A 13,482-nucleotide genomic window follows, 5' to 3' on the forward strand; every position below is an offset into this window, starting at 1 on the left:
ATGGACTCCTTCCTGCTGGAAGCGCTCGTCAACGGCATCCTCCTCGGCGGTGTGTTCGCCCTGCCGGCGCTCGGCCTCAACCTCGTCTTCGGCGTCGTGGACGTGGTCTGGCTCTGTTATGCGGAGCTGGTGATGGTCGGCATGTATGCCGTCTGGTTCCTCTATACCCAGGCGGGATGGCCGCTCTGGGTGGCCTTCGCCGCCTGCCTGCCGGTGGTCTCGGTGCTCGGCCTGTTGCTGCACCTGCTGGTGGTGCGGCCGCTGCTTGCGGCGCCGCCGATCAACCAGGTCCTGGCGACGGGCGGCGTGCTCTTCCTGCTGCAGGGCGCGATGACGCTGATCTTCCGCACCGACTTCCGCAGCCTCGGTGTCGACATGCCGCCGATGGAGGTGGGCGAGATCTTCGTCAGCGGCACCAAGCTCGCGGCCTTCTGCGCCGCGCTGGTGGGTGCGGCGCTGCTCTGGGCCTTCCTGAAATTCACCTATGTCGGCACCGCCATCCGCGCCATCGCCCGCGACCGGGAGGTGATGCCGCTGATGGGCGTCGATCCGCAGCGCATCTACCTCATCGCCTCGGCGGTCGGCGGGGCGCTGGCCGGGCTCGCTGCCTGCCTGCTGGTGGTGCAGCTCGACGTCCACCCCTTCGTCGGCCTCTCCTTCGGGCCGATCACCTTCATGATCTGCGTCATGGGCGGGCTCGGGAACATGCTGGGCGGCTTCCTCGCCGCCTTCATCATGGGGATCATCGTCTCGGTCGGCGGCTTCTGGGGCACGACCGAATTCTCCTATGTCGTCGCCTTCGGCTTTTTCATCGTCACCATCTTCGCCCGGCCGCGGGGGCTCTTCGCACGATGAGATACGTCATCCCCCTGCTGCTGGCGCTGGCCTGCATCCCGCTGCTCTCGCCGCCCGACTACTTCCTCCATCTCGGCGTCACCGTGCTGCTGACGGCCGTCGCCGGCACGGGCTGGGCGATGATGGGGCGCTACGGCCTCGTCTCCTTCGGCCATGGCGCCTTTCTCGGCATCGGTGCCTATACCATGGCGCTGCTCTGGAACATGGCCGGGCTCACGCCCTGGGTCGGCATCCCCATCGCCGTGATCCTGGCGGCCCTGGCCGGCGTCCTGCTCGGCTACCCCTGCTTCCGGCTGAAGGTCGTCGGCCACTACTTCGCGCTGGTGACGCTCGCCGCCGGCGAGATCGTCCGCATCCTCATTGTCGCGCTCCGTGACCATACCGGCGGTTCGCTCGGCATGACGCCGGACCGCGTTCCGCCCGACCAGGGTTTGCTGGCGATGCAGTTCGACAAATCCGGCTTCTGGTGGCTGGCTCTGCTCGCCTGGGCCATCGGGCTGCTCGCCTGGTGGCTGCTCGACCGCTCCATGGCCTCGAAGGCGCTGGCCGCCATCTCCGAGGACGAGGAGGCCGCCGCCTCCATCGGCATCCGGGTCACGCGGGAGAAACTGCGCGTCACCCTGATTTCGACCGCCCTCGCCGCGCTGGCCGGCACGCTGATGGCGCAGTACCGGATGTACCTGAACCCCGAATCGCTCGCCGGCCTCGGCATCTCGCTGCAGATCGTCTTCGGTGCGATCGCGGGGGGCATGTATGCCCCGCTCGGCCCGACCGTCGGCGCCATCATCACCATCGGCCTCGAGGAGGTGCTGCGCATCGCCTTCGGCACGGAGTTCACCGGCGGCGCGCCGCTGATCTACGGCATCCTGCTGGTGCTCTTCATGATCTACCTGCCGCGCGGCATCGTCGGCATCGTGGAGCGCAAGCGGCGCAGCGCGGCCGCGCCGCTCGGCCTGCCGGTCGGCGCGAAATAGGCCTCAGCCGGGCGCGGCCTCCGCCAGCAAGCGGATGCTGCGCGGGGCGAGGTCGCCCTCCGCCCCGGCGCTGTCGGCGAGGCAGCGCCAGGCAAAGCCTTCCCGCGGCGCCGGCGGCACCAGCGGCACCGGCGCCTCGCCGCCATTCAGCGCCACCAGAACCCGGTCCCCCTCGGCATACAGCGCGACCGCCAGCGCACGGCCGTCGCTCCAATCCGCCGCCCCGCCCTCCGGCCGCAGCCACTCCACATCGGGGATGCCGCTCGCATCGGTGGCGGCGCCGGTCAGCCTGCGCCCGTCATGCAGCGCCGGATGGGTGAGCCGCGCCCGCACGAGCGCCGCGGTGAATTCGACCAGCCACTCGTCCATCTCCTCCCAATCGAACCAGGAGATGGGGTTGTCCTGCGCGTAGGCGTTGTTGTTGCCGCCCTGGCTGCGCCCCGCCTCGTCGCCCATCGAGAGCATCGGCGTCCCCCGCGCGGTCAGCAGCAGGGCGAGCAGCGCGCGCACGTCACCGCCCCGGCTGGCGAGCACGCCAGGGTCATCCGTCGGCCCCTCGACGCCGTGGTTCCAGGAGAAATTCTCCCCCGTGCCGTCGCGGTTCTCCTCGCCGTTCGCCCAGTTGCGCCGCGCCGTGTAGGCGGTGAGATCGGCCATGGTGAAGCCGTCATGCGCAGTGATGAAGTTGACGCTGTCCTCAGCCGGGCGGGCGGCGCCGAAAACATCTGCCGAACCGGCGAAGCACGTCGCCAATTCCCCGAGCAACCCGCCATCCCCGCGCCAGAAGCGGCGGGTGGTATCGCGGAAGCGGTCGTTCCATTCGCCCCAGCCGGCGGGGAAGCGGCCAAGCTCATAGGTGCCGATATCCCAAGGCTCGGCGATGATGAGCAACTCGCGCAGCACGGGGTCCTGCCGCATGGCCGAAAGCAGCGGCGCCTGCGCGTCGAACCCGCCTTCCCGCCGCCCGAGCGTCGCCGCCAGGTCGAGCCGGAAGCCGGCGACGCCCGCCTGCACGGCCCAGTGCCGCAGTGCATCCATCACCAGCCGCAGCGGCCATGGCCGGTCGAGGGCGAGCGTGTTCCCCGTCCCCGCATCGTTCGCGTAGCCGGCTCCGCGCGTCCGGTAGAAGGCGCGGTTGCCGAGCCCGCGCAGCGAGAGCGTCGGCCCCTCCGCATCCCCCTCGCCGCTATGGTTGAAGACGACATCGAGGATGGTGCCGATGCCCGCCGCCCGCAGCGACGCGACCGCGGCCCGTACCTCCGCCATTCCGCCCGGCGCCAGGCGCGGACAGGGTACGAGGAAGGCGACCGGGTTGTAGTTCCAGTAATTGGTCAGCCCGAGCGGCGGCAGGTGCCGCTCGTCGATCCCCGCCGCCACCGGCAGCACTTCGACATGCGTCACCCCGAGCCTGTGCAGATGGGCGATCGCCGCCGGATGGGCGAGCGCGGCGAAGGTGCCGCGGATCGCCTCCGGGATGGCCGGGTGGCGCATGGTGAAGCCGCGGACATGCGCCTCGTAGACCACCCGCGGCCCTGCCGGCAACAGCGCCATCTGCGCCGGCACTGCCGCTGTCCCGGCGACGATCCCCTTCGGCAGGTAGGGTGCGCTGTCCGTCCCGTCCGGCCACTCGCCCGTGTCGAGGAGCGCCGGATGCAGCCGGAAGCCCCGGTCCAGCGCCACCGCCCAGGGGTCGACCAGGAGCTTCGCCGGGTTGAACCGGTGCCCCTCCTCGGGCGCCCATGGTCCCTCCGCACGGAATCCGTAGCGCGCCCCGACGCCGATGCCCGGCACGTATCCATGCCACAAGGCCCCCGTGCGCGCCGTCAGGCGGTGTCGCGCCACCTCCCGCTCGCCTTTGAAAAGGCAGAACTCCACGCCCGTCGCATCCGGCGCGACGATGCCGACACGCACCCCATCGCCATCGGCGACGACGCCCGGCTGCGGCTCAGCCATTCACCAAATCCTTGAACAAGTCCGCATAGCGCCCGGCCGACCGCGCCCAGGAAACATCGGCCGCCAGCGCGTTCCGCCGCATCGCCGCCCAGGCCGGCGAATCGCGCCAGAGCGCTGCGGTCCGCCGCAGCGCCCCCGCCAGCGCCTCGGCGGAAGGCGGGGCGAACTGAACCCCCGTCGCCGCCCCGGCCGCCAGCGCCGCCTCGTTGGCGTCGATCACCGTATCGGCGAGCCCGCCGACCCGCGTCACCACCGGCGGCGCCCCGTAGCGGAGCGCGCAGAGCTGCGCGAGGCCGCATGGCTCGAAGCGCGAGGGCACCAGCACCGCGTCCGCCCCGCCATAGCCGAGCCGTGCCAGCCCCTCGTCGAAGCCGATCACCGCCCCGACCCGCCCGGGATTCACCGCTGCCGCCTCCCGGCACCGCGCCTCCAGCGCACGGTCACCGGTACCGAGGATGGCGAGCAGCCCGCCCTCCGCCAGCAGCGCCGGCAGCGCGTCCAGCACCAGGTCGATACCCTTCTGCCAGGCCAGCCGCCCGACGAAGAGGAAGAGCGGCCCACCCTCCCCGAGCCCGAACCGCGCCTGCAGCACCGCCCGGTTCGCCGCCCGCGCCTCGGGCTCCGCCAGCGAGAAGCGCGCTGCCAGATGCTGGTCCGTCGCCGGGTTCCACTCCGCCGTATCCAGCCCGTTGAGGATGCCGCTCACCGCCGCCGCGCGATGCCGCAGCAGCCCGTCGAGTCCCATCCCACCCTCCGGCGTGCGGATTTCCGCCGCATAGGTGGGCGAGACGGTCGTGATCCGGTCGGCATAGTGGAGTCCTGCCTTGAGGAAGCCGACGCCCCCGAAATACTCCAACCCCTCGACGGCGAAGGCCTCCGCCGGCAGGCCGAGTCGCGGGAAGAGCTCCGCCGGATACCGCCCCTGGAAGGCCAGGTTGTGGATGGTGAAGACCAGCGGCCGCGCCCCGCGCAGATAGGCACCCGCGAGCCCCGCCTGCCAGTCATGCGCATGGACGATACCGAAGCCTTCCGCCGCCTCCGCCGCCGCCCGGCCGAGCGCGGCGAAGCGGATCGGATTGTCCGCCCAATCCTGCCCGTCCGGTCCGAGATAGGGGTTGCCCGGCCGGCCATAGAGATGCGCCGCCTCCAGCACGATCAGGTCGAGCCCCGCCGTCGCACCGCGTAGCAGCCGCGCCGGCCCGCCGAACAACTCCGGCCATTCGCGAACCGCCTCGCCGCCCTCGAGCGCCGACAGCACCGCCGGGTAGCCGGGGAGCAGCGTCGTGACGCCGATGCCCTCCGCCGCCAACGCCCCGGGCAGGGCACCTACCACATCCGCGAGCCCCCCTGTCTTCACCAGCGGGAAGCATTCCGAGGCAACCGCCAATACACGCAGGCTCATCCCGCCAGCTTGTCCAGCATCGCCTGGGTGACAAGGCAGATGCCCTTCTCCGTCCGCCGGAAGCGCCGCGCATCCTCCACCGGGTCCTCGCCGACGACGAGGCCGGGCGGAATCCTCACGCCCCGGTCCACCACCACATTGGTCAGCCGCGCATGCTGCCCGACATCCACCTGCGGCAGAAGCACCGCCCCCTCGACCTTCGACCAGCTATGCAGACGCGTCCCGGTGAAGAGCAGCGAGCGGCGCGCCGAGGCACCCGAGATGATGCACCCGCCCGAGACGAGCGAAGAGATCGCTTCCCCTCGCCGCCCCGCGACGTCATGGACGAATTTCGCCGGCGGCGTGATCTCGGCATAGGTCCAGATCGGCCAGTCGCGGTCGAAGAGGTCGAGCGGCGGGACGATGTCCGTCAGGTCGATATTGGCTTCCCAATAGGCATCGACCGTCCCTACGTCGCGCCAATAAGGCTGGAATTCGGAGGAGGAGCGCACGCAGGACCGTTCGAAGCGATGCGCGACGGCCGTCCCGTTCCGCATCAGCCAGGGGATGATGTCCTTGCCGAAGTCGTGCTCCGAATTCGGGTCCTCCGCATCCCGCCTGAGCAGGTCGAGCAGGAAGCGCGTCTCGAAGACGTAGACGCCCATGCTGGCGAGCGCGAGGTCCGGCCGGTCCGGAATGCCCGGCGGGTCGGCCGGCTTCTCGAGGAACTCGACAATGCGCGCCGTCTGGTCGACTTTCATCACCCCGAAGCCGCGCGCCTCCAGCCGCGGCACCGCCATGCAGGAGACGGTGACGTCGGCGCCGCTCTCGACGTGCTGCGCCAGCATCTTCTCGTAGTCCATCTTGTAGATGTGGTCGCCGGCCAGCAGCACGATGTGCCGCGGCGCCATGTCGGCGATGATGTCGCTGTTCTGGAACACCGCATCCGCCGTGCCGAGATACCAGTTCTGCTCCGAGACACGCTGGCTGGCGGGGAGGATGTCGAAGCTCTCGTTCCGCTCCGGCCTGAGGAAGGTCCAGCCCCGCTGCAGGTGGCGGATCAGGCTGTGCGCCTTGTATTGCGTGGCGACCGCGACGCGCCGGATGCCGGAATTGATGGCGTTGGAAAGGGCGAAGTCGATGATGCGCGACTTGCCGCCGAAATAGACCGCCGGCTTGGCCCGGCGGTCCGTCAACTCCATCAGCCGGCTGCCGCGCCCGCCGGCCAGGACGAAGGCCATGGCCGTGCGGGCCAGCGGCCCATGAGCGCGTTCCGGCCCATACTCACGGCTGTTCGGCATGCCTGTCTCCCCCGGTGGCGGCGGGCAGAGATTGCCGGGAAATCGATCCGCGCGACAGTTGCGAATCGACTTCGCGGCGATCACGCCCGCGTCGCCGGCGCGGAATGTGCCGCGCCTATTTCCGGACCGGCAGCTGCCAGATCTCCTCGGCATACTCCCGGATCGTCCGGTCGGAGGAGAACCAGCCCATATTGGCGGTGTTCAGGATGGCCGAGCGATGCCAGGCCGCCCCCTCCGCCCAGCGCCCCGCCACGTCGCGCTGCGCCTCGAAATAGGCGTCGAAATCGGCCGAGACCATGAAGTAGTCGCTGCCGCAAAGCGCATCCACCAGGTCCGTGTAACGGTTGCGGTCATCCGGCGAGAAGACGCCCGAGCGCACCGCCTCCAGCACCTCCGCAAGCCGCGGCGAGGCCTCGACCGCCGCCAAACCTTGGATGCCGTCGCGCCGCCGCTGCTCCACCTCTTCTGTCGTCATGCCGAAGATGAAAATGTTCTCCGCCCCGACATGCTCCAGCATCTCCACATTGGCGCCGTCCAGCGTGCCGATGGTGAGCGCCCCGTTCAGCCCGAGCTTCATGTTGCCGGTGCCCGAGGCCTCCATCCCCGCCGTCGAGATCTGCTCGGAGAGGTCGGCCGCCGGCACGATCATCTCGGCGAGCGAGACGTTGTAGTTGGGCAGGAAGGCGACCTTCAGCAGGTTCCGCACCGTGGGGTCGCTGTTGATGACCCGCGCCACGTCATGCGCCAGCTTGATGATCTGCTTCGCACGGTGGTAGCTCGCCGCCGCCTTGCCGGCAAAGATCTTGACGCGCGGCACCCAGTCCCGCGTCGGCTGCGAACGGATCGCGTCATAGAGCGCGATCGTCTCCAGCACGTTCAGCAGCTGGCGCTTGTATTCGTGGATGCGCTTGATCTGTACGTCGAACATCGCATGCGGATCGACGCGGATGTCGAGCTGGCTGCGGATCAGCGCCGCCAGCGCCTCCTTGTTCTGCCGCTTCACGTCGAGGAACTTCGCCTGGAAGCCGGCATCGCCTGCCAGCGGCACCAGCGCCTTCAGCGCCTCCGGCTCGTCGAGGAAGCGCGGCCCGATCGCCTCGGTCAGCAGCCCGGTCAGGCCCGGATTGCACTGCTGCAGCCAGCGCCGGAAGGTGATGCCATTGGTCTTGTTGACCACCTTCCCCGGCTCGAGCGCGTGGAAATCCTTGAACACGGTCTTCTTCAGCAGGTCGCTGTGCAGCGCGGAGACGCCGTTCACCTTGTGCGAGCCGACGAAGGCGAGATGCCCCATCCGAACCCGGCGCCCATGGTCTTCCTCGATCAGCGAGACGGAGGAGAGCAGGCGCGTGTCGCCCGGATGCTTCGCCCGGATACGGTCGAGGTGGAAGGCGTTGATCAGGTAGATGATCTGCATGTGGCGCGGCAGGAGCCGCTCCATCAGCGGCACCGCCCAGCTCTCCAGCGCCTCCGGCAGCAGTGTGTGATTGGTGTAGCTGACCGTGCCCTGGGTGATCTCCCAGGCCTCATCCCAGGCAATGCCGTGCAGGTCGACGCAGATGCGCATCAGCTCGGCGATGGCGATGGCCGGATGCGTGTCGTTAAGCTGGATCGAGACCTTGTCCGGCAGCGACTTCAGGTCGCCATAGACCCGCAGGTGGCGCCGCACGAGGTCCTGCAGCGCGGCCGAGGCGAAGAAATACTCCTGCTTCAGCCGCAGCTCCTGCCCCGCCGGGCTCTCGTCGGAGGGGTAGAGCACCTTGCAGATGCTCTCCTGCCGCACCCGGTCGGCCAACGCGCCGACATGGTCGCCGAAATTGAAGGCGTCGAGCTTCAGCGGATCGGCTGCACGCGCCGACCACAGCCGCAGCGTGTTCACATGCTCGCCGCGCCAGCCGACCACAGGCGTGTCATAGGCGACGGCCTGCACCGTCTCGGCCGGATGCCAGACATGGCGCATCCGCGCTTCGGAGACGATCACCGCCTCGACGCTGCCGCCGAAGCCGATGTCGTAGGCGATCTCCGGCCGGGCATACTCCCAGGGGTTGCCGAAATTCAGCCAGTCCTCCGGGTATTCCTGTTGCCACCCGTCACGGATTATCTGCCGGAACAGCCCGTGCTCATAGCGGATGCCGTAGCCGAAGGCGGGGATGGAGAGGCTCGCCATGCTCTCCATGAAGCAGGCCGCGAGCCGCCCGAGCCCGCCATTGCCGAGCGCTGCATCCGGTTCCGCCTGGCGCACCTTCTCGAAATCGACGCCGAGCGGCGCCAGCGCCTCAGCCACCAGATGATCGAGGCCGAGATTCGTCACCCCGTCCCGCAATAGCCGGCCGATGAGGAATTCGAGGGAGAGGTAGTAGACCTGCTTCTGCCCGCCCTCATAGGCAGCCCGCGTCACGCTCAGCCAGCGGTCGATGATGCGGTCCCGCACCGCCAGCGCGGTCGCCATGAACCAGTCGCGGTCCCGTGCCCCGGCCTGGCTCTTGCCGAGGTCGTAGGTGAGCTTCCGCACGATCGCCGCCCGCAGGGACTCGGCATCGAGCGCCTCGGCCGGCAGGGGAACGTATGAATTGGCCAGCGTGTCCACGGGGCGACCTACCTTTACAGAGACCATGGCGGCACCGCCGCAGTCCTCACGGAATAGTGCCAGACCCTTGCACGAAACTGAACCGACTTCGCGTTCAGTTCGGTGGGGCGGCATTGGGAAAGAACAACTGCTCTCCGTTGATCCGGTAGCCGGCGATCGCCGCCTGCCCCGCCGCACCGGTGATCCAGTCGATGAAGGCCTGCGCTTCCTTCACCTTCACGCCCGGATGGCGCTGTGGGCTGACGGCCAGCACGCCATACTGGTTCAGCAGCCGCTCATCCCCCTCCACCAAGACCTTGAGCGCCTGCCGGTTGCGGAAGGCGAGCCAGGTTCCTCGATCCGACAGCAGATAGGCCTCCTGCGCGGCCGCCGTGTTGAGCGCCGGCCCCATCCCCTGCCCGATCTCGCGATACCACTGCCCGCGCCCCTGCACCGGGTCGATGCCTGCCTCCTGCCAGAGCCGCAATTCCGCTGCATGGGTGCCGCTGCGGTCGCCGCGCGAGACGAAGGGCGCCTGCCTGGCCGCAACGCGCCGCAGCGCCTCCGCCACGTCGCGCGTGCCGGCGATCCGGGCCGGGTCGGAGGCCGGGCCGATCAGCACGAAGTCGTTGTACATGACCCGCCGCCGCGGCCCGCCATACCCCTCGGCGACGAAGCGCTCCTCCGCCGCCCGGTCATGCACGAGCAGCGCATCCGCATCGCCGCGCCGGCCGACATCCAGCGCCTGCCCCGTCCCGAGCGCCACCACCCGCACGCCGATGCCACTGGCACGGATGAAGACCGGCAGGATATGGCCGAACAGCCCCGACTGCTCCGTGCTGGTCGTCGAGGCGAGGGTAATGAACCGCTCCTGTGCCGCTGCCGGCAAGGCGAGGCCGGTCAGCAGCAGGCCAAGAACCAGATGGCGTCTCACCACAGCAACTCACCCTGAAGGAAGGCCGCCCCCTCAGCACTGGCGGGGCCGGCGAAGAAGCGTTCGGCGAGCGCGCTTTCCACCACCCGACCGCGATGCAGGAACACCACCTCCCCCGCCAGCCGCCGCGCCTGGCCGAGGTCATGGGTGGTCATCACGATCTTGGTTCCCCGCGTGGCGATGCGGGCGATGATCTCCTCCACCGCCCGCGTCGCCGCCGGGTCGAGGCTGGCGCAGGGCTCGTCGAGGAACAGCACCTCCGGCTCCAGCGCCGCCGCCCGGGCGAGCGCCAGCCGCTGCTGCTCGCCGCCCGAGAGCCGCCGCGCCGGCCGCCCGGCCAGCGCCGAAAGCCCGACCTCCGCCAGTGCCACCTCCGCTCGCCGCAGGCGCTCCGCCCTCGACACCCCCGCGAGCGCCATCGGGTAGCGGAGATTGGCCAGCACCGAGCGCCGCAGCAGCACCGGCCGCTGGAACACCATCGCCCCGCGAATCGCGGCCGCCGGCGTGATCCGCCCCGCCTCCGGCCGCAGCAGCCCGTGCAGCAGCCGCAGCAGCACCGACTTCCCCGCGCCATTCGGCCCGAGGATCAGCATCGGCGCACCCGGCGCGATGGTGAGCGACACCTCGTCAAGGATCGCCGCGCCGCCCGCGGCATAGGAGACCGCCTCCGCCCGGATTGGCAGCATCAGCCGGCCCGGCGCAGCGCGACATCGCGCAGCCCCTGCGCCAGCGCATTCACCCCGAGCACGATCACCATCAGTACCAGACCGAGGGCGAGGGCCAGCGGCAGGTCGCCCTTGCTGGTCTCGAGCGCGATCGCCGTCGTCATCGTCCGCGTGAAGCCCTCGATATTCCCGCCGACCAAAATCACCGCCCCCACCTCCGCGCTCGCCCGCCCGAAGCCGGCCAGCAGCACGGTGAGCAAGGCGAAGCGCCCATCCCAGAGCAAGGTCGGCACCGCCCGCCAGGGCCCTGCGCCGAAGGAGCGCAGCGCCTCGGCATATTCCTCCCACAGCGCCTCCAGCACCCCGCACGACAGGGCGGCGAGGATCGGCGTGATCAGCACCGCCTGGGCAATCACCATCGCCCCCGGCGTGAACAGCAGCCCCCAATGCCCGAGCGGCCCGGAGCGCGAGAGCAGCAGGTAGATCAGCAGCCCGGCGACCACTGGCGGCAGCCCCATCAGCGCATTCAGCGCCACGACCACCGCCCGCCGCCCGGGGAAGCGCGCGACGGCCAGCAGCGCCCCGAGCGGCAGCCCGACCACCGCCGCGATGCCGAGCGCCGCCAGGCTCACCCGCAGCGACAGGCCGAGGATGGCGAGCATCCCTGCATCCCCGTCGCGGACCAGCGCGATGGCGGCCATGAAGGCGGAGCCCAGATCCTGCACGAAAGCCCCCCGGAAGCGGCGGGAAGGTGATGGCGCCGGGCCCAGTGGTCAATCTTCACTTGCCGCCCACCGCCCCGGCGGTTCTCCTGCCGGGGAGGAGGACCGCCATGGAAAGCCTGCTGCCCATCGCCACCCGCGCCGGCGCCCTGCTGAAGGCCCGCGGCGAGACCATCGCCATCGCCGAATCCTCGGCCGGCGGACTGGTTTCGGCCGCGCTGCTCGCGGTGCCCGGCGCCTCGGCCTATTTCCTCGGCGGCACCGTGGTCTACACCCGTGCGGCGCGCGAGGCGCTGCTGGCCATCCCGCCCGAGCGGCTGGACGGCGTGCCCCCCTCCACCGAGGCCTATGCGGCGATGATGGCCGAAGGGATGCGCCAACGCCTCGGCACGGTCTGGGCCCTCGGCGAAACCGGAGCGACGGGCCCGAGCGGCAACCGCTACGGCTACCCGGCCGGCCATGCCTGCCTCGCCGTCGCCGGCCCCGTGCCGCGGACGCTCACGGTCGAGACCGGCCATGGCGACCGCGTCGTCAACATGCGCGAATTCGGCGCCCGCCTGCTCGGTCTGTTGGTCGAGGCGCTGGAGGCCGCGCCGTGACCGGATACTTCGCCTGGCACGAGCTGATGGTGCCCGACCCCGAGGCCGCCGCCCGCTTCTACGGCGCCGTCACCGGCTGGGGCTCGCGCGACGCCTCGACGCCGGACCAGCCCTACACCCTGCTGACCGCCGGCGACCGTCCCGCCGCCGGCCTGCTGCCGCTGCAGCCGACGGATATGGCCAAGGGCGCCCTCCCCGGCTGGATCGGCCATATCCTGGTCGATGACGTGGACGCGGCCGTCGCCCGCGCCACGGCGCTGGGCGGCGTGGTCCACGTCCCGCCCCGCGGCATCGAGATCGGCCGCTTCGCCGTCCTCGGCGACCCGCAGGGCGCCGTCTTCGCCATCTTCGCCGGTGCCGTGCCCGAGCCGCAGCCCATCGGCACGGCAGGCCATGTCGGCTGGAACGAGCTGGCGGCGGCCGACTGGCTCGCCGCCTTCGACTTCTACGCCGCGCTCTTCGGCTGGCAGCGGGCAGAGGCGGTGGATATCGGCCCGCTCGGCACCTACCAGACCTTCGGCCTCGGCGGCCCGGCGATGGGCGGCATGTTCAACAAGTCGGATGCCATCCCCCGCCCCTTCTGGTGCTTCTACATCGCCGTCGGCGACATCGACGCCGCCGCCGGCCGGGTGCGCGAGGCCGGCGGCCAGATCGTCAACGGGCCGATGGAGGTTCCCGGCGAGGCCTTCGTCCTCCAGGGCATCGACCCGCAGGGCGCCCTCTTCGCCCTGCTCGGGACGCGGGCTACCCCCTGAACTGCGCCCCGCCATCCACGTCAATGGTGGTGCCGGAGAGGTAGCCGCCGCGCGGGCTGGCGCAGAACACCGCGAGGTCGGCAATCTCCTCCGGCTTTCCGGCCCGGCCGAGCGGCAGCCCGGCCAGCATCTCCTCCCAGCGGTTCTCGTCGCCGAATTTCGTTTTCGCCCGCGACCTGGAGAGGGTGATGATCCGGTCCGTCATCGTCGCCCCCGGCGCGATGCCGACCACCCGGACATTCCTGTCCGTCGACTTGCCGCCGAGCGCCGCGGTGAAGGCGATCAGCGCCGCATTGCCCGAGGCGCCACAGATGTAGTCCGCCCGCGGCGCCCGCCCGGCCATGCCGATGATGTTGACGATGGCGCCATCGCCCCGCGCCTCCATCTGGGGCAGATAAAGCCGCGAGAGATGGATGTAGCCGAAGACCTTCAGCGCCCAGGCCTCCTGCCAGCGGGCGAGGTCGATATCGGCCAGCGTCCCGCCCGGGATGGCGCCCGCATTGTTCACCAGCACGTCGATCTTGGGATGGGTCGCGGCCAGCTCCTCCCGCGCCCCGGCATCGCCGAGATCGCCGGCATGTGTCGCGATGCTGACATTGTGCCGCGCCCGGATGCCCTCCGCCGCCCGCTCCAGCGCCGCCCCGTCGCGCGAGGCGAGCACCAGGTCGCACCCCTCGGCGGCGAAGGCCCCGGCGCAGGCGAGGCCGATCCCCTTCGATCCGCCGGTGATCAACACCCGCTTGCCGGCGATTCCCATCTCCATGGCGTCGTCCTCCCGTT

Annotated in this window: 12 protein-coding genes; 4 read left to right on the forward strand and 8 right to left on the reverse strand. The window is 70.4% G+C overall.

Going from position 1 to position 13,482, the window contains the following annotated elements; genetic code table 11:
* Together JMJ56_RS15095 and JMJ56_RS15100 are read left to right on the forward strand one after the other, a co-directional pair.
* Positions 1–855, forward strand: a complete 855-nt coding sequence (locus tag JMJ56_RS15095; protein WP_202832588.1) for a branched-chain amino acid ABC transporter permease — start codon at positions 1–3, stop codon at positions 853–855.
* On the forward strand, positions 852–1,829 hold the full coding sequence (locus tag JMJ56_RS15100) for a branched-chain amino acid ABC transporter permease (RefSeq protein WP_202832589.1): 978 nt from the start codon (positions 852–854) through the stop codon (positions 1,827–1,829). The genes JMJ56_RS15095 and JMJ56_RS15100 overlap by 4 nt, the downstream gene beginning before the upstream one ends.
* A gap of 3 nt (positions 1,830–1,832) precedes the next feature.
* On the opposite strand, the gene glgX is transcribed toward JMJ56_RS15100, so the two are convergent.
* The 7 genes from glgX to JMJ56_RS15135 all read right to left on the reverse strand — a co-directional run bounded on the left by glgX (position 1,833) and on the right by JMJ56_RS15135 (position 11,351).
* Entirely contained in the window at positions 1,833–3,782 is a 1,950-nt protein-coding gene (gene glgX, locus JMJ56_RS15105; protein WP_202832590.1) for a glycogen debranching protein GlgX, read from the reverse strand.
* Positions 3,775–5,178 carry a glycogen synthase GlgA gene (glgA, locus tag JMJ56_RS15110; protein ID WP_202832709.1) on the reverse strand — a complete coding sequence of 468 codons (1,404 nt, stop codon included), beginning with the start codon at positions 5,176–5,178 and terminating at the stop codon, positions 3,775–3,777. Before glgA ends, glgX begins: the two co-directional genes overlap by 8 nt.
* Before the next feature lie 2 nt (positions 5,179–5,180).
* On the reverse strand, positions 5,181–6,464 hold the full coding sequence (gene glgC / locus JMJ56_RS15115) for a glucose-1-phosphate adenylyltransferase (RefSeq protein WP_202832591.1): 1,284 nt from the start codon (positions 6,462–6,464) through the stop codon (positions 5,181–5,183).
* 115 nt (positions 6,465–6,579) lie between these two features.
* A complete protein-coding gene (locus JMJ56_RS15120; RefSeq protein WP_456318792.1) occupies positions 6,580–9,048 on the reverse strand; it encodes a glycogen/starch/alpha-glucan phosphorylase in 2,469 nt (822 codons plus the stop codon).
* 94 nt (positions 9,049–9,142) lie between these two features.
* A complete protein-coding gene (locus tag JMJ56_RS15125; protein WP_202832593.1) occupies positions 9,143–9,961 on the reverse strand; it encodes a substrate-binding domain-containing protein in 819 nt (272 codons plus the stop codon).
* Entirely contained in the window at positions 9,958–10,647 is a 690-nt protein-coding gene (locus JMJ56_RS15130; RefSeq protein ID WP_202832594.1) for an ATP-binding cassette domain-containing protein, read from the reverse strand. Before JMJ56_RS15130 ends, JMJ56_RS15125 begins: the two co-directional genes overlap by 4 nt.
* A complete protein-coding gene (locus JMJ56_RS15135) occupies positions 10,647–11,351 on the reverse strand; it encodes an ABC transporter permease (protein ID WP_328702386.1) in 705 nt (234 codons plus the stop codon). The genes JMJ56_RS15130 and JMJ56_RS15135 overlap by 1 nt, the downstream gene beginning before the upstream one ends.
* 107 nt (positions 11,352–11,458) lie before the next feature.
* On the opposite strand from JMJ56_RS15135, the gene JMJ56_RS15140 reads away from it, so the two are divergent.
* Both JMJ56_RS15140 and JMJ56_RS15145 read left to right on the forward strand, forming a co-directional pair.
* Positions 11,459–11,947, forward strand: a complete 489-nt coding sequence (locus JMJ56_RS15140; protein ID WP_202832595.1) for a CinA family protein — start codon at positions 11,459–11,461, stop codon at positions 11,945–11,947.
* Positions 11,944–12,702 (forward strand): VOC family protein, encoded by a 759-nt coding sequence (locus tag JMJ56_RS15145; RefSeq protein ID WP_328702387.1) that lies wholly within the window; start codon positions 11,944–11,946, stop codon positions 12,700–12,702. Before JMJ56_RS15140 ends, JMJ56_RS15145 begins: the two co-directional genes overlap by 4 nt.
* Here the strand turns inward: JMJ56_RS15145 and JMJ56_RS15150 are convergent.
* A complete protein-coding gene (locus tag JMJ56_RS15150; protein ID WP_202832596.1) occupies positions 12,692–13,465 on the reverse strand; it encodes an SDR family oxidoreductase in 774 nt (257 codons plus the stop codon). The two genes, JMJ56_RS15145 and JMJ56_RS15150, sit on opposite strands and share 11 nt — an antisense overlap.
* Positions 13,466–13,482 lie beyond the last annotated feature (17 nt).

It is taken from the genome of Belnapia arida (assembly GCF_016773205.1).
Classification (GTDB): Bacteria; Pseudomonadota; Alphaproteobacteria; order Acetobacterales; family Acetobacteraceae; genus Belnapia; species Belnapia arida.